General features: G+C 74.2%; 19 protein-coding genes and 1 riboswitch. Of the genes, 10 read left to right on the top strand and 9 right to left on the bottom strand.

The features are described 5' to 3' along the window. Positions 1-46: 46 nt before the first annotated feature. Positions 47-1984, bottom strand: a complete 1938-nt coding sequence (locus ACZ7C5_RS24600; RefSeq protein WP_401078915.1) for an anthranilate synthase family protein — start codon at positions 1982-1984, stop codon at positions 47-49. Between the two features lie 304 nt (positions 1985-2288). Here ACZ7C5_RS24600 and ACZ7C5_RS24595 point away from each other — a divergent pair, with 304 nt between their 5' ends. Together ACZ7C5_RS24595 and ACZ7C5_RS24590 are read left to right on the top strand one after the other, a co-directional pair. Next, positions 2289-3638: a class II 3-deoxy-7-phosphoheptulonate synthase gene (locus tag ACZ7C5_RS24595; protein WP_401078918.1), complete on the top strand. Its 1350-nt coding sequence runs from the start codon at positions 2289-2291 to the stop codon at positions 3636-3638. Between the two features lie 161 nt (positions 3639-3799). After that, on the top strand, positions 3800-4081 hold the full coding sequence (locus ACZ7C5_RS24590; protein ID WP_401078920.1) for a (2Fe-2S)-binding protein: 282 nt from the start codon (positions 3800-3802) through the stop codon (positions 4079-4081). Between the two features lie 44 nt (positions 4082-4125). Here the strand turns inward: ACZ7C5_RS24590 and bfr are convergent, their stop codons facing one another. Next, complete coding sequence (gene bfr, locus ACZ7C5_RS24585) at positions 4126-4605, bottom strand: bacterioferritin (RefSeq protein WP_030239990.1); 480 nt, start codon at positions 4603-4605, stop codon at positions 4126-4128. A 277-nt stretch (positions 4606-4882) separates the two neighbouring features. Between bfr and ACZ7C5_RS24580 the strand changes: the two genes are divergently transcribed. Continuing rightward, the gene (locus tag ACZ7C5_RS24580; protein WP_401078924.1) at positions 4883-5512 is read left to right on the top strand and encodes a molybdopterin-dependent oxidoreductase; all 630 of its coding nucleotides are present in this window, start codon (positions 4883-4885) and stop codon (positions 5510-5512) included. Positions 5513-5546: 34 nt separating this feature from the next. On the opposite strand, the gene pknB is transcribed toward ACZ7C5_RS24580, so the two are convergent. The 4 genes from pknB to thiO form a co-directional block, all read right to left on the bottom strand. Further along, complete coding sequence (gene pknB / locus ACZ7C5_RS24575) at positions 5547-7325, bottom strand: Stk1 family PASTA domain-containing Ser/Thr kinase (protein ID WP_401079779.1); 1779 nt, start codon at positions 7323-7325, stop codon at positions 5547-5549. A 102-nt stretch (positions 7326-7427) separates the two neighbouring features. After that, the gene (locus ACZ7C5_RS24570) at positions 7428-8225 is read right to left on the bottom strand and encodes a thiazole synthase (RefSeq protein ID WP_188300922.1); all 798 of its coding nucleotides are present in this window, start codon (positions 8223-8225) and stop codon (positions 7428-7430) included. 4 nt (positions 8226-8229) lie between these two features. Further along, a complete protein-coding gene (gene thiS, locus ACZ7C5_RS24565; protein ID WP_401078928.1) occupies positions 8230-8499 on the bottom strand; it encodes a sulfur carrier protein ThiS in 270 nt (89 codons plus the stop codon). Then, positions 8496-9680 (bottom strand): glycine oxidase ThiO, encoded by a 1185-nt coding sequence (gene thiO / locus ACZ7C5_RS24560; protein ID WP_401078931.1) that lies wholly within the window; start codon positions 9678-9680, stop codon positions 8496-8498. Before thiO ends, thiS begins: the two co-directional genes overlap by 4 nt. After that, positions 9675-9787, bottom strand: a riboswitch (TPP riboswitch). It overlaps the preceding gene by 6 nt. Positions 9788-9906: 119 nt before the next feature. Here thiO and ACZ7C5_RS24555 point away from each other — a divergent pair. The 3 genes from ACZ7C5_RS24555 to thiE are packed head-to-tail and all read left to right on the top strand — an operon-like array spanning position 9907 to position 12176. Next, positions 9907-11115 (top strand): NAD(P)/FAD-dependent oxidoreductase, encoded by a 1209-nt coding sequence (locus tag ACZ7C5_RS24555; protein WP_470323473.1) that lies wholly within the window; start codon positions 9907-9909, stop codon positions 11113-11115. Positions 11116-11157: 42 nt separating this feature from the next. Beyond that, a complete protein-coding gene (locus ACZ7C5_RS24550; protein ID WP_188295425.1) occupies positions 11158-11523 on the top strand; it encodes an Rv2175c family DNA-binding protein in 366 nt (121 codons plus the stop codon). Continuing rightward, positions 11523-12176, top strand: coding sequence for a thiamine phosphate synthase (gene thiE / locus ACZ7C5_RS24545; protein ID WP_401078938.1), 654 nt, complete (start codon positions 11523-11525; stop codon positions 12174-12176). Before ACZ7C5_RS24550 ends, thiE begins: the two co-directional genes overlap by 1 nt. Positions 12177-12249: 73 nt before the next feature. Here the strand turns inward: thiE and ACZ7C5_RS24540 are convergent, their stop codons facing one another. Further along, positions 12250-13380, bottom strand: coding sequence for a polyprenyl synthetase family protein (locus ACZ7C5_RS24540; RefSeq protein ID WP_470323472.1), 1131 nt, complete (start codon positions 13378-13380; stop codon positions 12250-12252). A 197-nt stretch (positions 13381-13577) separates the two neighbouring features. On the opposite strand from ACZ7C5_RS24540, the gene metF reads away from it, so the two are divergent. Together metF and ACZ7C5_RS24530 are read left to right on the top strand one after the other, a co-directional pair. Next, positions 13578-14492, top strand: a complete 915-nt coding sequence (gene metF / locus ACZ7C5_RS24535) for a methylenetetrahydrofolate reductase [NAD(P)H] (protein ID WP_188295427.1) — start codon at positions 13578-13580, stop codon at positions 14490-14492. A gap of 216 nt (positions 14493-14708) precedes the next feature. Further along, complete coding sequence (locus tag ACZ7C5_RS24530) at positions 14709-15596, top strand: hypothetical protein (protein ID WP_470323471.1); 888 nt, start codon at positions 14709-14711, stop codon at positions 15594-15596. 11 nt (positions 15597-15607) lie between these two features. Here the strand turns inward: ACZ7C5_RS24530 and ACZ7C5_RS24525 are convergent, their stop codons facing one another. Both ACZ7C5_RS24525 and ACZ7C5_RS24520 read right to left on the bottom strand, forming a co-directional pair. Continuing rightward, entirely contained in the window at positions 15608-17122 is a 1515-nt protein-coding gene (locus ACZ7C5_RS24525) for a phytoene desaturase family protein (RefSeq protein ID WP_401078948.1), read from the bottom strand. 11 nt (positions 17123-17133) lie between these two features. Then, on the bottom strand, positions 17134-17751 hold the full coding sequence (locus ACZ7C5_RS24520) for a DUF4126 domain-containing protein (RefSeq protein WP_401078951.1): 618 nt from the start codon (positions 17749-17751) through the stop codon (positions 17134-17136). A gap of 600 nt (positions 17752-18351) precedes the next feature. Between ACZ7C5_RS24520 and ACZ7C5_RS24515 the strand changes: the two genes are divergently transcribed. Beyond that, a complete protein-coding gene (locus tag ACZ7C5_RS24515) occupies positions 18352-18927 on the top strand; it encodes an SAV_6107 family HEPN domain-containing protein (RefSeq protein WP_401079781.1) in 576 nt (191 codons plus the stop codon). A 45-nt stretch (positions 18928-18972) separates the two neighbouring features. After that, the gene (locus tag ACZ7C5_RS24510; protein WP_401078954.1) at positions 18973-19725 is read left to right on the top strand and encodes a methyltransferase domain-containing protein; all 753 of its coding nucleotides are present in this window, start codon (positions 18973-18975) and stop codon (positions 19723-19725) included. The last annotated feature ends 417 nt before the right edge of the window (positions 19726-20142 follow it).

The following is a 20142-nucleotide window of genomic DNA, read 5'->3' as shown; positions in this document are numbered from 1 at the left end:
GCGTGCCCGGGCAGGGCTCGCCCGCCAGGGCCTCCCCGCCGCCGGTTCAGCGCAGGGCGGCCGTCGCCTCGCGCAGCAGGCCGGCCACGATGTCCACGCCGTCGCGGGTGAGCACCGACTCGGGGTGGAACTGGAGCCCCGCGAAGCCGTGCCCGCGCAGCGCGTGCACGTCGCCGGTGACGGCGTCCCGGGAGACCTCGACGCCCTCGGCGGCGAGCCGCACCGCGTCGGCCTCCGGGCAGCGCGCGGTGAAGGTGTTGTAGAAGCCGACCGTCCGCTTGTCTCCGAACAGGTCGATGCGCTCCTGCGCCCCCTGGTACGGGACGGCCTTGCGGCCCAGGGCGAGGCCGAGTTCGGCGGCCAGCAGCTGGTGGCTCAGGCAGACCGCGAGCAGCGGCGAGGTGCGGTCGCCGGAGCGGACGGCGGCCAGGGCGTCCGCGACGATCGGCCGCAGCAGCGCCATCTTGGGGTCGTCCAGGAGCGCCGGGTCGCCCGGGCCGGGGCCGAGCACCAGCGGGCCCCGGTGGGCCGCGACCCGCTCGCGCAGCCCCGGCTCGTCGTAGCGGGCCACCGTCACCCGGTGGCCGAGCGAGCCGAGCAGGTGGGAGAGCATCGAGGTGAAGGTGTCCTCGCCGTCCACCACCAGGGTCGGCTCGGTCTCGGTGATCCCGGCCGCTTCCTGCATCCGCAGCCAGAACGGCGCGAGGTCGGCCCGGCGGGCGTCCAGGGCGGCCTGCACCCGGTGGTCGTCGGCGAGCCTGGGGCCGACCGGGTGGAGCGGCCGGGCGGGGGCGGGCCTGGCACCGATCGCGGTGAGCACCCCGGCGGCCTTGGCGTGGGTCTCGGCGACCTCGGACTCGGGGACGGAGTGGCGCACCAGGGTGGCGCCGACCCGGACGACCAGCCGGCCGGTGGCCGGGTCGATGTCGGCGGTGCGGATGCAGATCGGCGAGTCCAGCAGCTGCCCGCCGCTGGCGGAGCGGCCGATCAGGGCGAGCGCGCCGGAGTAGTAGCCGCGCCCGGTCGGCTCGTAGCGCTTGATCACCCGGGTGGCGTTCTCGACCGGGCTGCCGGTGACGGTCGCGGCGAACATCGTCTCGCGGAGCACCTCGCGGACGTCCAGCGAGGTGCGCCCGCGCAGCTCGTACTCGGTGTGGGCGAGGTGGGCCATCTCCTTGAGGCGGGGCCCGAGCACCTGGCCGCCGAGGTCGCCGACCGTGCACATCATCTTGAGCTCCTCGTCCACGACCATGGTGAGCTCCTCCAACTCCTTGGGGTCGTGCAGGAATCGGAGCAGCGAGTCGAGGTCGGAGCCGCCGGCCGGATAGCGGTAGGTGCCGGAGATCGGGTTCATCACGACGGTGCCGCCGCTCTGCCGGACGTGCACCTCGGGGGAGGCGCCGACCAACACCCGCTCCCCGGTGTGCACCAGGAAGGTCCAGTACGCGCCGCGTTCCTGCTCCAGCAGGCGCCGGAACAGCGTCAGCGCGAGTGCGGGGGAGAAGTCCTCCAGCGTCGCGTGGAAGTCGCGCCGGATCACGAAGTTGGCGCCCTCGCCGTTGCCGATCTCGTCCCGGATCACCCGGCGGACGATCGCCGCGTACGCGTCGTCGTCCACGTCGAACCCGCCGTCGGCGAGGGAGACCGGCAACTCTGGTAGGGCCGCGGTGAGTTCGGCCAGTGGCAGGGTGTGCTGTTCGGTCACCGAGAGGGCCTGGAGGGGGGTGCCGTCGTCGTGCGCCTCGAAGCCGCGCTCGCGGATCTGGCGGTACGGGACGAGCGCGAGCAGGTCGTGCACCGGGCCGCCGTGGGCCGGCGCGTCGCCGCGGACGGGCAGGTCGGCGAGGTGTTCGTAGCTGTCGACGGTGCCCAGCAGCACCTCGACGGTGTCCGGGGCGAGCCGGGGGGTGCGGCGGTGCAGCAGCGCGAAGGCGGGGGCGTCGGGGCCGGTGAGGCGGGTGAGCAGGTCGACGGCGGTGGTCACGGTTACGGCTTCCTTCCGGGTGGGGAGGCGAGGGGCGGTGCGGGGTCCGCTCCCGGAGGGGCCGTCTGCTCAGACGCCGACGGCCGCCCCGAGGGGCGGCCGTCGTGGTTCGTCTAGGAACGCGCGATCGGTGGGCCACCCTTGGGGGAGGCCCACCACCAGGAGAGGTTGTGGGGCGCGTGCATGGTGCGAGCGTAGCGGATGCGGCAGGACGGGTGAGGGCGGTCACGTCTTTGTCCGAGATGTGTCTCATCCCTCGGGCAATGGTCACGCGTCACTCCAGTCACCCCGTAGCCTTGGCAGCGTGACCGCTACGACTGAGACATCGAGGACTGCCCACTCCTGGCAGTCCCTGCCCGCGGCGCAGCAGCCTGAATGGCCGGACCAAGAGGCTCTGCGCAAGACCCTTGCCGAGCTCGCCTCGTATCCGCCGCTCGTCTTCGCCGGCGAGTGCGACCAGCTGCGCGCCCGGCTCGGAGCCGTGGCGCGCGGGGAGGCCTTCCTCCTCCAGGGCGGTGACTGTGCCGAGGCCTTCGACGGTGTCTCGGCGGAGCACATCCGCAACAAGCTGAAGACGCTGCTCCAGATGGCCGCCGTGCTGACGTACGCGGCCTCGGTGCCGGTGGTGAAGGTCGGCCGCATCGCCGGGCAGTACTCCAAGCCGCGCTCCAAGTCGACCGAGACCCGCGACGGCGTGACCCTGCCGGTCTACCGCGGCGACTCGGTGAACGGCTTCGAGTTCACCCCCGAGTCCCGCATCCCGGACCCGGAGCGCCTGAAGCGGATGTACAACGCGTCCGCCGCGACGCTCAACCTGGTGCGCGCCTTCACCACCGGTGGGTACGCGGACCTGCGCCAGGTGCACGCCTGGAACCAGGACTTCGTCCGCAACTCGCCGGCCGGCCAGCGCTACGAGCAGCTCGCCCGGGAGATCGACAACGCCCTGGCGTTCATGAGCGCCTGCGGCGTGGAGCCGGAGGAGTTCAAGGCGGTCGAGTTCTTCTCCTCGCACGAGGCGCTGGTCCTCGACTACGAGACCGCGCTGACCCGCGTGGACTCGCGCACCGGCGAGCTGTACGACGTCTCCGGCCACATGGTGTGGATCGGTGAGCGCACCCGGCAGCTGGACCACGCGCACATCGAGTTCGCCTCGAAGATCCGCAACCCGATCGGCGTCAAGCTCGGCCCGACCACCTCGGTGGACGACGCGCTCGCCCTGATCGAGAAGCTGGACCCGGAGCGCGAGCCCGGCCGCCTGACCTTCATCACCCGGATGGGCGCGGGCAAGGTCCGCGAGCACCTGCCCGCCCTGGTGGAGAAGGTCACCGCCTCCGGCGCCAAGCCGGTGTGGATCTGCGACCCGATGCACGGCAACACCTTCGAGGCGTCCAGCGGGCACAAGACCCGCCGCTTCGACGACGTCCTGGACGAGGTCAAGGGCTTCTTCGAGGTGCACCGCGCGCTCGGCACCCACCCGGGCGGCATCCACGTGGAGCTGACCGGCGACGACGTCACCGAGTGCGTCGGCGGCGGCGACGAGGTCCTGGTGGACGACCTGCACCAGCGCTACGAGACGGCCTGCGACCCGCGCCTCAACCGCAGCCAGTCGCTGGACCTGGCGTTCCTGGTGGCGGAGATGTACCGCGGCCAGTAGGCCCGGTGCCCGTCGGATGTGACGAAGGCCCCTCCGGATTCGGTGTCCCCGAGCCCGGAGGGGCTTTTTCGTACCCGTTTCGCCAGGTAAGGTAAGCCTCAGTGAACTAAGGCAAGCCTTAGTCAAGATCCACTCCGCTTCACCCACCGGGAGAGACCGCGATGTACGTGTGCATGTGCCATGCGGTCACCGAGGACCAGGTGAAGAAGGCGATCGACGCCGGTGCCGACTCCCCGCGCCGGATAGCGAAGGGCTGCAAGGCCGGCACCGACTGCGGGTCCTGCGTGCGCCGGATCCAGGCGCTGCTCGGCGAGCACGGCGCCCGGCCCTGCCCGACCGCCCGGCTGGCCGCGAAGCTCGGCCTCGCCGACCCGCAGGCCCCGGCGGCACCGGCCCCGGCGGCCGCCCCGGTGGTCCCGCTGCGGGCGGCCCGGGCGGCCTGACCGGTCCCCGGCCTCAGGGTTTCCGGGGCCTCGGGGCTCCGGCCTCAGGACTCCGGCTGCTCGATGAGCTGGGCGAGGTAGAGCGCCTCGCCGAGCTTCTCCAGTAGCTCCAGCTGGGTGTCGAGGTAGTCGATGTGGTGCTCCTCGTCGGCCAGGATGTCCTCGAAGATGTTCGCCGAGGTGACGTCGTTCTTGGCCCGCATCACCACGATCCCGCGCTTGAGCCGGTCGATCGCCTCGACCTCGACCTGGCGGTCCGCCTCGAACATCTCCTTGACGGTCTGGCCGATCCGGACGTGGAACAGCCGCTGGTAGTTGGGCAGCCCGTCCAGGAACAGGATCCGGTCGGTGAGCGTCTCGGCGTGCTTCATCTCGTCGAAGGACTCGTGCCGGGTGTACTTGGCGAGCTTCGTCCAGCCGAAGTTCTCCTGCATCTTGGCGTGCAGGAAGTACTGGTTGATCGCGGTCAGCTCGGCGGTGAGCTGCTCGTTGAGGAATTCGATGACCTCGGGATCGCCCTGCATGGTGGTGCCTCCTGCACTCGTCCTGCCGTGGGTCCTGCTCTGGTTCCTGCGTCGGTTCCCGTCTCGGTCCTGCTGCTTCGTCCTGCGCTGCGCATCCTGGCATCGCTTCGGGTGGAAATTCCAGTAAGTTCACACTCACTAGGACATGTGTCGGAATATCCGATTCATGACGAAACGTGCTGGTGGGCCGTCGACTGCTGGTCCGTACGGGCGGGGGCGCGAACCCTCGCAAAGGGGCGCGCACCGGGGCGAGTCCGCCGTCTGTCACCATGGATCCATGGGTCAGCCGAAACACGAACCGCCTCCGCCGTCTGACCCGAGGCTCCCCCCGGGGCAGCGCGCACAGCGCGGCTGGCCCGCTCTGCACTACGGCCCGGTGCCCCGCTTCAAGCCGCTGACCTGGGACCTCCAGGTGTTCGGCGCGACCGCCTCGGCGGAGAAGCACAGCTGGGACTTCGAGGCCTTCAGCGCCCTCCCGCGCACCACGGTCGTCGCCGACCTGCACTGCGTGACCAAGTTCTCCGTGCTCGGCAACACCTGGACGGGCGTGTCGGCCGCCGCCGTGCTCGACCTGGTGCCCCCGGCGCCGGGCGTCACCCACGTCATGGTCTGGGCCGAGTACGGCTACAGCGCCAACCTCCGGCTGGCCGACTTCGCGGACCCCCACACCCTGCTCGCCACCCACCGCGACGGCGAGGCGCTCACCGCCGAACACGGCTTCCCGGTCCGGCTGGTGGTGCCGCGGCTGTACGCCTGGAAGGGCCCCAAGTGGGTGCGCGCGGTGGAGTACATGCGGGCCGACCGGCGCGGCTTCTGGGAGGAACGCGGCTACCACAACCTCGCCGACCCCTGGCGGGAGCAGCGCTACTCCTACCAGGAGGAGCCGGGCGACGGGCCGCTGCGCTGACCCCGACCGGGGGCCGGCGGTGCTGGACCGGCGGCTAGAAGAGCGAGAACTTGACCGTCACCGGGCTGCGCTGCGGCCGCCGCTCGCCCGCCGCCGGGCTCTGGCCGGACGCGGTGACCGCGCCGAACACGTCCCAGCCGCTGGTCTGCATGGTGAAGCCGGCCGCCTGGAGCGCCTTCTGCGCCTCGTCCTTGGTCATCCCGGTGACGTTCGGGACCGCCACCATGCCCTTGCTGACCACCAGCGAGACCGCGGTGTTCTCCTGTAGCAGCTGCCCGGCCGCGGGTGAACTGCTGATCACCGAGCCCTCGGGCACGGTGTCGTCGTAGGCCTCCGTCACGTTGCCCCTGGCCAGCTGGGCGCCGGTCAGCGCCGTGGCGGCGTCGGCGGCGCTCCTGCCGGTGAGGTCGGGCACCGCGATCCGCTTGGGGCCCTTGGAGACAGTGACGGTGACGCTGTCGCTCTTGCGGGTGCGCGCGCCCACCCCGGGGTCGGTGGAGATCACCTGCCCGGACGGGACGGACTCGCTGAACACCTCGACGAACTTCCCGTGCAGGCCCTGCCCGTCCAGGACCCGCTGGGCCTCGGCCCGGTCCCTGCCGAGCACGCCGGGCACCGAGCCGTACAGCCCCTCGGAGATCCCGTAGGTGGCGCCGCCGATCGCCAGCACCAGGGCGGTCAGCGCGGCCGTCCAGATCAGCGGCTTGCGGGGGAGCCGGCGCAGCAGGCCGGGCCGGCGCCGGCGCACCGGGGCGGGCTCGTCGTACGGGCGCGGCTCGGCGAGCAGCTCGTCCATCAGCTCCGGCGGCATGTCCAGCACGCTGGTGCGTTCCTGCGGCGGGGCGTCGGCGGGCCACGGCAGCGGCTCGATCACCGAGGTCGGCTCGCTGGTCGGGTAGCGCGGGCTGGGCCGGGTGGAGGCCGGCGGCTCGGCGTCCAGCTCGGCCGGGGTGAGGGTGCGGCGGACCCGCTGGAGGGCGGCGAGCAGCTCGACCGCGTCGTACGGGCGGGCGTCGGCGGACCGGGCGCAGGCGCCGGCCACGATCGCGTCCAGCCCGGGGCCGACGGCGGGGGCGACCAGCGAGGGGGCGGGGACGTTCTCGTGCAGGTGCTTGTACATGACCTGGACGGGGTTGTCGCCGGTGTGCGGGCGGCGGCCGGTGAGCATCTCGTACAGCAGGATGCCGGCCGCGTAGACGTCCACCCGCTGGTCGGTGGGGGCGTCCGGGAGGATCTGCTCGGGGGCCAGGTAGGAGACCGTGCCCAGGACCGTGCCGCCGGTGGCTGTGCTGGTCGAGGTGGGCGCGCCGTCGGCGGTGCCGAGCACCCGGACCAGGCCGAAGTCGGCGACCTTGACCAGGCCGCCCTCGGTGATCAGCACGTTCTCCGGCTTGACGTCGCGGTGGACCAGCCCGGCCCGGTGGGCGGAGCCGAGGGCGGCGAGCACCGGCTCCAGCACGTCCAGCGCGGCCCGGACGGACAGCGCGCCGCGGTCGCGCAGCAGGTCGCGCAGGGTGCGGCCGGGCACGTACTCCATGGCGAGGAAGACGTGGCCGCCGTCCGCGCCCTGGTCGAAGACGTTGACCACGTTGGGGTGGGTGAGCTTGGCGACCGCCTTGGCCTCGCGGATGAAGCGGGCGGTGAAGCCCTCGTCCCCGGCCAGCGAGGGGTGCATCACCTTGAGCGCGACCACCCGGTCCAGCCGGGTGTCGGTGCCCCGGTAGACGGTGGACATCCCGCCGGTCGCGATGCGCTGCTCGACCCGGTACCGGTTGTCGAGCAGGCTACCGATCAGGGGGTCGTGCAGTGCCATGTCCACCCGGTGAGTCTAGTGCCGCCGCGCCCGGCCGGGCCCGGAGGACACCGCCCGCCGGCCCGGCTGTGCCCGGCTTGTGACACGGTCCCACCGGCGCGTTCAGAACGCCGGGTGCTCCCGGGTGTCCAGATCGGCCCGGCCGGCCATCGCGGAGGAGGCCTCGGCGTGGAAGCGGCGCGGGATGCGGCCGGCCCGGCGGGCGAGCCGGCCCGCCTCGGCGGCGTGCCGCATCGCCTCGGCCATCAGCACCGGGTCCTGAGCCCTGGTCACCGCGGAGGCCAGCATCACCGCGGAGCAGCCCAGTTCCATCGCCAGCGCCACGTCGGAGGCGGTGCCGGCGCCGGCGTCCAGGATCACCGGGACGCCGGCGCCCTCCACGATCAGCTGGAAGTTGTGCGGGTTGCGGATGCCCAGGCCCGAACCGATCGGCGAGCCCAGCGGCATGATGGCCGCGCAGCCGACGTCCTCCAGCTTGCGGGCCAGCACCGGGTCGTCGTTGGTGTACGGCAGGACGGTGAAACCGTCGTCGACCAGAGTCTCGGCGGCGTCCAGCAGCTCGATCGGGTCGGGCAGCAGGGTGCGCTCGTCGGCGATCACCTCCAGCTTCACCCAGTCGGTGCCGAGCGCCTCGCGGGCCAGCCGGGCGGTCAGCACGGCCTCGCCGGCGGTGAAGCAGCCGGCCGTGTTGGGCAGCACCCGGATGCCGTTGCGGGTCAGCACGTCCAGGACGGAGCCCTGGGTGGTGGCGTCGACCCGGCGCATCGCGACGGTGGTCAGCTCGGTGCCGGAGGCGAGCAGCGCGCGCTCCATGACCTCCAGGCTGGGCGCGCCGCCGGTGCCCATGATCAGCCGGGAGGAGAAGGACGTCCCGGCGATGGTCAGAAGGTCGTCGGCCATTGGTTCAGCCTCCCTGTACGGCGGTGAGGATCTCGATCCGGTCGCCGGGGCTCAGTGCCGTCGCGGACCACGAACTGCGCGGCACCACGGCCTCGTTGAGTGCGGCGGCGACGCCGGTGTTGGCGGCGCTGACGGTGGCCACCAGCTCGGCGAGGGTGGTCGTGGCGGGTGTCCTGCGGGGCTCGCCGTTGACGGTCAGGGCGATCTCGTGCGGTGCGGTCCCGTGCGGTGCGGTGCCGTGCGAGGCGGTCTCGGGGGGTGCGGTCTCGGTCATGCGGAGGCCTTCGTCGTGGAGCGGTCGGGGGAGAAGCGCAGCGGCGTGAACGGCCGGGCCAGATCGGGGACTTCACCGGTGGCCAGGTGCTCGGAGACCAGGTCCGCGGTCACCGGGGTGAGCAGCACGCCGTTGCGGTAGTGGCCGGTGGCGGCGACCAGGCCGGGCAGGGCGGTCGGGCCCAGTAGCGGGGCGTTGTCCGGCGAGCCGGGGCGCAGGCCCGCGGAGGTCTCCACGAGCGGGAGTTCGGTGATCCCGGGGATCAACTCGTGGGCATCCCGCAGGAGTTCGTACACCCCGCCGGCGGTGACCGTGGTGTCGTAGCCCTGCTCCTCGGTGGTCGCGCCGACCACCAGCTCGCCGTTCTCGCGCGGGACGACGTACAGGTGCTGCCCGCGGACGACCGCGCGGACGTTGCGGGAGAGGAACGGCCGGTAGGACTCGGGAACGCGCAGCCGGAGGATCTGGCCCTTCACCGGACGGATCGCGGGCAGCACGTCCTGCGGCAGGCCGGGCAGCCGGTGGCTGTGCGGGCCGGCGGCGAGGACGACCTGCCCGGCGGTCACCGTCCCGCCGGTGCTCAGCCGGGCGCCCACCGCGCGGCCGCCCCCGACCAGCAGCTCGACCGCCTCGGCCCGGTGGAGCAGGACGCCCGCGCGCTCGCAGGCGGCGGACAGGGCGGTGAGCAGCCGGCGGGGGTCGACCTGGTGGTCGTCGGCGACGTGCAGGCCGCCGCGCACGCCGGGGGCGAGCATCGGTTCGAGCCTGCGGGCCTCCCGGCCGGTCAGCCAGGTCGAGTCCAGGCCGAGCCGCTGGTGGAAGGCGTGCAGTTCGCGCAGCTCCGCGCGGTCGTCGGAGTCCTGGGCGACGGCGATCGTGCCGCAGCGGCGGTAGCCGGTGTCCAGGCCGCCGCTCGCCTCCGTCAGTTCGGCGGCGAACGCCGCGTACCGCTCGTTCGAGGCCATCCCGAGGCGCAGCAGCGGCTCCTCGCCGTACTGGAGCTCGGTGACCGGGGCGAGCATCCCGGCCGCGACCCCGGCGGCGCCGTGGCCGGGATCGGGGTCGACCACGACCACGTTCCGCACGCCGCGCTGCGCGGCCCGCCAGGCGACGGCGAGGCCGATGATGCCCCCGCCGATCACCAGGACGTCCGTGCGGGCGCCCGGTAGCAAGCGTGACAAGGCAGCTCTTCTCCCTTCGCCGGTATGACCCGGATCAGGTTCGGACGGTCGCAGGCCGTGTCAGCCCGCCTCTCAGCCCGGTGCGCCGGGCTCCCGTGTGGTGCTCCCACCATAACGCCGGGGGTCGGCCCGGCCGAAGGCCCGTACGCAGGGCGGACGGCGGAGGGGCCGCGGGCCCGTACGGGGGACGGGACGGCCCGCGGCCGCCGTCCGGCCGCTGGGTACAGTGACGGGCGTGGCAGAGCTGAGCGCAACGGATCAGGTGGTCGTCGTCGGAGCCGGGCTGGCCGGGGCGCAGTGCGCCCTCAAGCTGCGGCAGGGCGGGTGGCGGGGACGGATCGCGCTGGTCGGCGAGGAGCCGCACGCGCCGTACGACCGGCCGCCGCTCTCCAAGGACGTGCTGCTCGGCAAGACCGACTCCACCGCCCTGGACATCGACTACGACGGGCTCGGCATCGAGCTGCTCACCGGCCGCCGCGCCACCGGCCTCACCCCCGGCGTGCTGCACACCGACGCCGGCGACCTCCCGTACGGCTCGCTGGTGATCGCCACCGGCGCCGTCCCGCGCGCCCTGCCCGGAGCCGAGCGGGCGCACCTGCTGCACACCCTGGACGACGCCCTGGCGCTGCGCGCGCTGCTGCGCCCCGGGCTGCGGCTGGTGCTGGTCGGCGCGGGCTGGATCGGCGCCGAGGTGTCCACCGCGGCCCGGGCGGCGGGCTGCGAGGTGACCGTGGCCGAGGCCGGTCCGGCGCCGCTGCCCGGCGCGCTGCCGGCGGAGATCGGCTCGGCGATGGCCGCCTGGTACGCCGAGGCGGGCGTGGACCTGCGCTGCGGGGTGGGCGTGGCCGCCGTCGAGCCCGGCGCGGTGCTGCTGGCGGACGGCTCGCACCTGCCCGCCGACGAGGTGGTGGTCGGCATCGGCGCCCGGCCCGCGACCGGCTGGCTGGCCGGCACGGGGGTCGAGCTGGACGCGGCCGGCGCCGTCGTGGTGGACGGGCGGCTGCGCACCTCGCTGCCCGGGGTCTTCGCGGCCGGCGACTGCGTCAGCTACCCCTCGGCCCGGGCCGGCGCCCGGCTGGCCGTCCAGCACTGGGACCACGCCCTGCAGTCCGGCGAGGCGGTGGCCGCCGCCGTCCTGGGCGCGGACGCGCCGGCCTACGACCCGGTGCCGTACTTCTGGTCCGAGCAGTTCGGGCGGATGGTCCAGTACGCCGGCCGGCACGCCGAGGGCGACGAGCCGCTCCGGCGCGGCAGTCCGCAGGACGCCGGCTGGTCGGTGCTCTGGCTGCGCGACGGGGTGCCGAGCGCGCTGCTGACCGTGGACCGGCCGCGCGACCTCACCCAGGGGCGGAAGCTGATCGAGCGCGGCACCGCGCTGGACCCGGCCCGCGCGGCCGACCCGGCGGTGCCGCTGAAGGCGGCCGTCGCGGGGTAGCGCCTGGTGCGCGGTGGGCCGTGGAGGTGGCAGTCTGGTGGCGTGAGTGAGATCGAAAGCAAGATTGAAGCCCTGGTCACCGACTGGATGTACCTGCCCGACATCTCGGAGCAGTGGGGGGTCCGGGTCACCGAGGTACGTGACCTGGTCAAGAACGGCGGCCTGATCGCCGTACGGCGCGGGCCGAACAAGTCGCTGCAGGTCCCGGCGGCGTTCATCGACGGCCCGGGCCTGGTCAAGCACCTGTCCGGCACCCTGACCGTCCTGCGGGACTGCGGGTACGACGACGTGGAGATCCTGGAGTGGCTCTTCACCGAGGACCCGTCGCTGCCCGGCAGCCCGATCCAGGCGCTGCGGGAGAACCGTGGCACCGAGGTGAAGCGCCGCGCCCAGGCGATGCTGATCTGATGGCGGCGGACACGCCGCGCACCCGGCTGGCCGACGCCCGGCTCTACCTGTGCACCGACGCCCGTCGGGAGCAGGGCGACCTCGCCGACTTCCTGGACGAGGCGCTGGCCGGCGGGGTGGACATCGTCCAGCTGCGCGACAAGGGCCTGGAGGCCAGGCAGGAGCTGGAGGTCCTGGAGGTCCTCGCCGACGCCTGCCGCCGGCACGGCAGGCTGCTGGCCGTCAACGACCGCGCCGATGTCGCCCACGCGGCCCGGCCGGACGTGCTGCACCTCGGGCAGGACGACCTGCCGGTGCCGGCCGCCCGGGCGATCCTCGGCGAGGACGTGCTGATCGGGCGTTCCTGCCACGCCGAGTCCGAGGTGGACGCGGCGATCGACGAGCCCGGGGTGGACTACTTCTGCACCGGTCCGGTCTGGCCGACCCCGACCAAGCCGGGCCGCCCGGCGCCGGGCCTCGGCCTGGTCTCGTACGCGGCGAAGCGGACCACCGACCGGCCGTGGTTCGCGATCGGCGGGATCGACCTCGGCAACCTGGACGAGGTGCTGGCCGCCGGGGCCCGCCGGATCGTCGTGGTCCGGGCCATCACGGCCGCGGCGGACCCGCGGGCGGCCGCCGCCGAACTGTCCGGCCGGGTGCGCGCCGCGCTCTGACCACCCGGGTTCTGACCACCCGGGTTCTGACCCACCCGGGCCGTACGGCGGGCCCGGAGGCCGCCGCCGTCCGTCAGTACTTGCGGACGGTGGCGGCCTCGGCCAGTGCCAGCAGCACCGTGCGGGCCCGCTCGTCGGCGAGCGGCGCCGCCTCCAGCGCGGCCAGCGACTGCCGCATCAGCTCCTCGATCCGGCGTTCCACCAGCTCGGGGGCGCCGCTGCGGGCGATCAGCCCGCGCAGCCCGGTGACCTCCTCGGCCGCGAGGTCCGGCGCGCCGAGCCGCCCGTCCAGGTGCCGGGCGTCCGCGGCCGACAGGCCCCGCATCGCGTGCGCGACCAGCAGGGTGCGCTTGCCCTCGCGCAGGTCGTCACCGGCCGGCTTGCCGGTGACGGCCGGATCCCCGAAGACGCCGAGCAGGTCGTCGCGCAGCTGGAAGGCCTCGCCCAGCGGCAGCCCGAACGCCCCGTACGCCTCGACCAGCCCGGGACCGGCGCCGGCCAGCAGCGCGCCCACCTGGAGCGGCCGCTCGATGGTGTACTTCGCGGACTTGTAGTGCAGCACGGTCTGCGCCCGCTCCAGCGCGCCCTCGTCCGTCGAGTCGCCGGCCACCGGCTCCAGCACGTCCAGGTACTGGCCGAGCATGACCTCGGTGCGCATCAGGTCGAACACCGGCTTCGCGGCCAGCGCCGCGGCCGGGTCCAGGCCCGAGCGCAGGAACAGCTCGTCGGACCAGATCAGCAGCAGGTCGCCGAGCAGCACCGCGGCGGAGGTGCCGTACTGCTCGCGGTCGCCGCGCCAGCCGCTGTCGCGGTGCAGCGCCTCGAAGCGGCGGTGGATCGAGGGCAGGCCGCGGCGGGTGTCGCTGCGGTCCATCAGGTCGTCGTGCACCAGGGCGCTCGCCTGGAGCAGCTCCAGGGCGGCGGCCGCGTTGGCGATGCCCTCGCCGGTGGCGCCCCCGGCCGGGCCGCCGGCGCCGCGCCAGCCCCAGTAGCAGAAGGCCGGGCGCAGCCGCTTGCCGCCGTCCAGCAGGAAGTCGCGCAGCGCGTCGGCGGCGGGGACCAGCTGGGGCGAGATCTTGCCGAGCAGCACGGACTGGCCGTCGATGAAGGCGGCGAGCGCGGCGTTGACGCGGGTGCGGACGTCCTCCACGTCAATGGGATTGGCCGCGCTGGGGTTGGCCGGCCGGGTGCTGGACGAGGTCACGATGGGGCTCCGCTGGTTCGCTGGGGTGCAGCAAGCGTAGCGGGGCGACTGGGAACGGATGTGCGAGCGGCGGCGCCGGGGGCGCTCCCGGAGGTGCCGCGGAGAGGCGCCGGGCGAACCGGAACGCCGTCCACTTGTTGTCTCAATAAATGGACCTGGGTTGTCCGGCCCCTTCGAACGCCGGATAGCCTGCCAGCATGGCACTCGGCATCGCTTCCACGAGGACGGATCGCGCACTGACGGTCCGCGAACTCCTGACGGCCGGCAAGCGCTCCTTCTCCTTCGAGTTCATGCCGCCGCGCACCGAGGTCGGCGAGCAGAAACTCTGGGACGCCATCCGGCGACTCGAACCACTCGACCCCAACTTCGTCTGCATGACGTACGGCGCGGGCGGCTCCTCACGCGAACGCACGGTCAACATGGTGGGCCGGATCGCCACCGAGACCACGCTGACCCCGGTCGCCCACCTCACCGCGGTCGACCACTCGATCGCGGAGCTGCGCAACATCATCGGCCAGTACGCCGACCAGGGCGTCCGGAACGTCCTCGCGGTCCGGGGCGACCCGCCCGGCGACCCGATGGGCGAGTGGGTCAGCCACCCCGAGGGCGTCACGTACGCCTACGAGCTGGTGGAGCTGATCAAGGGCATCGGCGACTTCTGCGTGGGCGTCGCCGCCTCGCCGAACATGCACCCGCGTTCGACCGACTGGGACGACGACATCCGGCACTTCGTGGCGAAGGTCCGCTCCGGGGCCGACTACGCGATCACCCAGATGTTCTTCGAGGTGGACGACTACCTGCGGCTGCGCGACCGGGTGACGGCCGCCGGCTGCGAGACGCCGATCATCCCGGAGATCATGCCGGTCACCAACGCCAAGCAGCTGGAGCGCTTCCCGCAGCTCAGCGGTTCGGCCTTCCCCGCCGACCTGGAGGCCCGCCTGCGGGCGGCCATCGACGACCCGGCGGCGCTGCGGGCCATCGGCATGGAGCACGCCACGGCGATGGCCGAGCGCCTCCTCGCCGAGGGCGCGCCCGGTCTGCACTTCATCACGCTGAACCACTCGACGGCGACGCTGGAGATCTACCAGAACCTGGGGCTGCACCAGCGCTGAGCGGCGGGCCCGGCCCGGCGCCGGGAGACCGGGCCGGGCGGGTGTCTCCGCGGCGCCGGCGCCGGGTGTTCACGGGCCCGTCACCGTACCGACGGTGGCGGGCCCGGACGTGTGCGGCCGGTGTCCGGGGGGTGGGAACGCGATGCGGTACCCCGGCCGTTGAACCGGTACAGTCGCCGCACACGCGTGGGCACGCGAGCTGGAGGTAGCGGGCGGATGGGCATCGGATACCTGCTGCTGTACGTCGCGTTGGCGGTGGTGGCGCTCTGGCTGGTCGCGGAGGTGCTGCTGCAGAACCGGGCGCCGCTGCACTGGCGGGCCCTGGCCCTGACCGGCTTCCTGGGCGTGGCCGCCGGGATGAGCCTCGGGTCGGTCGTGGTGATCGGGGCCGGCGCCGCGCTGTTCGCGGTCGGCCAGACCTTCGTCACCCTTTCGGTCAAGCGCGGCCACCAGGCCGGCTGGTCGCTGCGGAAGTCCGACGGCAGCCTGCCGGGCCCGCTCGCCAAGGTGCCGCTGCTCGGCGCCCTCACCGGCGGCGCCGCCGCGGTGGCGGCGGCCGCGGTCGCCCGGAAGCGGATCGGCGAGGTCAGCGCGGTCGAGGAGACCCCGGCCGCGGTGCAGGTTCCGGTACCGGACGAGCTCCCGGCGGAGGTGCCCGAGGTCGAGCAGACCGCCGCCTTCGAGATGCAGGAAATCGCCCAGGACGGCGTCTACGCCACCTCGTACTACGAGCAGCAGCCGCAGATCCCGCAGCAGCCCCAGGACCCGTACGCCGCCACCTACCAGGGCGGCTACGACCAGCAGCAGTGGCAGACCCAGCAGCAGCCCGCCTTCGCCTACGACCAGCAGCAGCCCTACGGCGGCTACCCCCAGTACCAGCAGGACCCGTACGGCGGCTACCCGCAGCAGCAGGGCCAGCAGCAGGACCAGTACGCCGGCTACCAGCCGCAGCACCAGCAGCCCTGGGACCCGAACGCCCAGCCCCAGCAGCACGAGCAGTGGCAGCCCCAGCCCGAGCAGCACACCCAGGGCATCCCGCAGCAGCCGGTGTACGACCAGAACTACGGCTACCAGCAGCAGGACAACACCTGGCACCAGGGCTGAGCCGCAGGCCGTCAGGCCGGGCCGATCAGGCCCGCGGCGATGCAGGCCGACATGCCGACGCGGGCCAGCCCGCCGCCGGGGTGGGCGTTGCCGCCGACCAGGTAGAGGCCGGGGACGGGGGACTCGTTGGCGGCGTGCAGCCCCGGAAACGAACAGGCGAGCACCGGGCGGGCGACCGAGCCGCCGAGGGCGCCGGTCTCCCTGCGGGTGTCCTCCGGGGTGCGCACGACCCGCCACAGCACCCGCTCGCGCAGCCCCAGGCCGGCCGCGTCCACGTGGGCGAGCAGCCGGTCGGCGTAGCGGTCGGCGACGCCGGGGGCCGTCCAGTCGACGTCGCCCTGGGCCGGGACGGTCGCCGTCAGCACCACGCTCTCGTGGGCGTCGTCGGGCCGCAGCGACGGGTCGTCCGGGCGGAGCACCTGGACGGTGGGGCGTTCGCAGGGCGGCTCCGAGAGGGTGAGGGCGTTCTCCTCGGCGGCCGGGTCGGCCGCGTGCACCACCGTCCGGTGCACGGTGCCCTCGGGCCGGGGCCCGCGCAGGGCCAGCAGCACGCTGAACCGGCCGGGCACCTCGAACGGTTCCCACCCGTCGGGCTCCGTCCCCGGCCACTCGGCGAGGCCGTGGCGGAACAGCGCGGCGGTGTCCATCGCGGAGACCACCAGGTCGGCGTCGATCCGGCCGTCCGCCGTCTCGACCCCGCGGGCCCGGCCGCCCTCGACGACCACCCGGGTGACCGGGGTGTCGAAGCGGAACCCGACCCCGCGCAGTTCGCAGCGCCGGTAGACCGCGTCCGCGAGGGCGCGCAGGCCGCCCCGGACGTACCAGACCCCGAAGGACTGCTCCATGTACGGCAGCACGGTGGCCCCGGCCGGGGCCTGGCCGGGCGGCAGGCCGTACCGCAGCGCGGCCTCACCCAGCAGGGCGGTCAGGCCGGGGTGGCCGTCGAGCTGCCGCCGGGCGACGGTGTCGAGGGTCCACCGGACCGGCTTGCGCAGCCGGGCCAGGCCGGTGCGCGGCGGGACGGGGTACGGGTCGGCCTCCAGGACGGCCCGGTCGGCCGGGGACAGGACGCCGCGCTCGGCCGGGAGCGGCTCCTCCAGCAGCGGGCGGCGGGTGGCCTCCCAGACCGTCCGGCCGTGGTTCATCACCTCGCTCCAGCGGGCGCCCGAGCCCGCGCCGAAGGCGGCGTCCAGGGCCTGGCCGACGCCGCCCCTGGAGGCGTTGGGCAGGGTGACGGCGGTGCCGTCGGGGAACAGGTGCCGGCTCTCCGGGTCGACCGGGGCCAGCCCGACCAGCTGCTCCAGCGGCTCCCTGCCGGTCTTCAGCGCGAGGTCGCGGTAGACCGCGGGGAGGGTGAGCAGGCCGGGCCCGGTGTCGAAGGCGAAGCCCTCGCGCTCGTACCGCCCGACCATGCCCCCGTACGTGCCGCCGGCCTCGCAGACCGTCACCCGGTGGCCGAGGGTCGCCAGCCGGGAGGCCGCCGCGAGCCCGCTCATTCCTGCGCCGATGATGACGATCTGTGCCATGGCACCTGATCCTAGGTCGGCCGGGCGGGCGATCCGTCCGCGGCCGCCCGGGCGGCCCTGCGTTCGCGGCGGCGGGCCCGGAAGGCCCGGATCCTGCTGACCGCGAGCCAGACCAGCAGCAGGCCGACGGCCAGCACCACGCCGGCGACCGTGGCGGCCAGCCAGGGGTGGAAGATCGCCAGGGTGACCAGGCCGGCCACCGAGAGGTCCTCCGCCATGCTGACCACGATGTTGCTGAGCGGCTCGGGGGAGGTGTTGACGGCCATCCGCAGCGAGGCCTTCACCAGGTGGCTGACCAGCGCCGAGGTGCCGCCCATCGCGCCGGCCGCGACCTCGCTGAGCGAGCCGGGGTCGTTGCTCGCGATCAGCACGCCGACGGTGGCACCGGCGATCGGCCGGATCACCGTGTGCACGGCGTCCCAGACGCTGTCCACGTACGGGATCTTGTCGGCCACCGCCTCCAGCGTGAACAGCACGGCGGCCACGAGCAGCACGTCCGTGCGCTCCAGCGCCTGCGGCACCGAGTCCGCGTCGGCGAACCTGCCCAGCAGGCCGAGCAGCAGCACCACCGCGTAGGCGTTGATGCCGCTGGCCAGTCCGCTGGTGAAGATCAGCGGCAGGACCGTCATCGCGTCCCCCTCCTCGTGGTCATCGCGTCCCCCTCCTCGGAACCCGGGCCGGTTCCGCCGGCCCCGCCGTACCGTACCGGCAGCCGGGACGCCGTGGGCGCGGGTCGCGGTTCCGGCGGCCGGCGTGCGGCGGACTGAGTACGGATACTCAGATCCCCGGTTGAGTACGTCAACGGATGGCCCCCGACCTGCGGAGACGGGAGAGTGGTGGCACCCGGGAGGGCGGCGCGTCGGGCGCCGGGCCCGCCCGGGCGGCGGATCCGTCCGTCTCCCGGCAGCGAACGCCGGGGGAGTCGGGTGGACGGTCCGCCACGGGGCTGGTCACGGTCCCCGCACCGCCGACACGGGGCGGCGGAGCGGGCCGGGGGGAGACCGGCCGCGGGGGGAGTTCGCCACCGCCGCCCCGGGGGGAGCGGCGGAGCGACGGCACGGCGGCGGCGCGGACCGGGGGAGGACCGCGCCCGCCGCCGCTACGCCCGTTTCCGGCCCGTTCCCGGGGAATGACGGCGGACGGGGCCGGATTGTCAGTGGCGCCGTTCACGATGGAGGGGCACGGGCCACCCGGTCCGCGCGCTGCCTCGGAAGGGGGAGACCATGACCATCAGTCACCCTGAGCCCGTCACCGCCCGCCTCCGCTCCGCCGCCCTGCCGTACCTGCCGGGTCCGTCCGGTGCACGCCCCGCCGGAGGGGACGTCCACCCCGTGCTGCGCCGGATCGCCGCTCCGCCGGCCGCCCTCGACCTGCTCGCCGACGCCCACCGCACCCTCGCCGGGGCCCGCGCCCTGGACGATCCGCTGGAGCGCTACGCCACCGCCCACCTGGCCGCGCTGCGCACGGTGGCGGCCGTCCTGGCGGTGCGCGGCCGCCCGGAGAAGAGCCCGCGCCGGCGCAAGGCCATCCGCAGCGCCTGGGAGGTGCTGCCCGAGGTGGCCCCCGAGCTCGCCGAGTGGGCGCTCTACTACGGCGCGGGGGCCCGGCGCCGGGCCGCCGCCGAGGCCGGGATCCGGGGCGCCGCCTCGGCCCGCGACGCCGACGACCTGATCCGTAACTCCGCCCTCTTCCTGCGCCTGGTCGAGCGGCTGCTGGGCCTGCACGCAGCCCCGCCCGCGGCAGGACCGCCGCCGGACGCCGACGAGCCGCCGGGCGCGGGCGGGCAGCCCGCCGGGCCGGTCTAAGGTGGAGGCAACCTGATCGAACCGCACGTGCCGAGGAGTTCCACCTTGTACCCGACGCGTCCCCGCAGTGCCCTGCGTACCGCCGTGGTGTGGGAGGTGGTCCGGACGGCCCTGGAGAAGCGGGCGGCCGAGCTGGACCAGCCGGTGCTCGACGTGGTCGACACCGGCGGCGGCACCGGCAACTTCGCCGTGCCGGTCGCCAAGCTCGGCCATCGCGTCACCGTGGTCGACCCGAGCCCGGACGCCCTCTTCGCCCTGGAGCGCCGGGCCGCCGAGGCCGGTGTGACGGACCTGGTGCGGGCCGTCCAGGGCGACACCCAGACGCTGCCCGAGGTGGTCGCCGCCGGCAGTGTGGACGCGGTGCTCTGCCACGGCGTGCTGGAGGTCGTGGACGACCCGGCCGAGGCGCTCGGCAGCCTGGCCGGCACCCTGCGCAAGGGCGGCCTGGTCAGCCTGCTGGCGGCCAACCGCAACGGCGCCGTGCTGGCCCGCGCGCTGGCCGGCCACTTCACCGAGGCCCGCACCGTGCTCTCCGCCTCCGACGGCCGCTGGGGCGAGCAGGACCCGATGCCGCGCCGCTTCACCGGCGACGAGCTGGGCCGGCTGGCCGAGGCCGCGGGCCTGCGGGTGGAGTCGGTGCACGGTGTACGCGTCTTCGCCGACCTCGTCCCCGGTGTGCTGGTGGACACCGAGCCCGGCGCCCTGGAGGCGCTGCTGAAGCTGGAGGAGGCCGCCGCCGCGCAGCCCGCCTTCCACGCCGTGGCGACCCAGCTGCACCTGCTGGCCACCCTGGCCTGAGGCGTCCCTCCGGACCCGCGCGCCCCATTCGCAGCGCCTTCACACCGCCGCACGGTTTCGCACACCGTACGGCGGTGGTTCGCGCCCCGTACGCCCGCCGGTTTCCCGCCCGCTCCCCGTTCGCGCCGGGCCGCCCGGCGGCATACCTCCCCAGGTCCGGGACGATTCCATCCGATCGGGCACTTGTCCGGGGCGTGGCGCGTTGACTCCGATGCGGTCGTCCGCGCTCGAAGTGGCCCGTCCCACGCGGCGCAGACCACCCCGTAACGGGCTCACGGACCGTATGATCTGGGTAAAGCCGGAAAGCATGACAGCCGGATGCGTGGGGCATATGGACGACACGGGCCGGGCCCCCGCACAGGCGTCCGACCGTGTGCCCCAAGGCTGATTGGACTTGCCTCCCCGACCGGGGTGGGC

It is taken from the genome of Kitasatospora sp. NPDC036993 (assembly GCF_055607525.1).
This window is presented reverse-complemented; position numbering and strand designations above follow the sequence as displayed.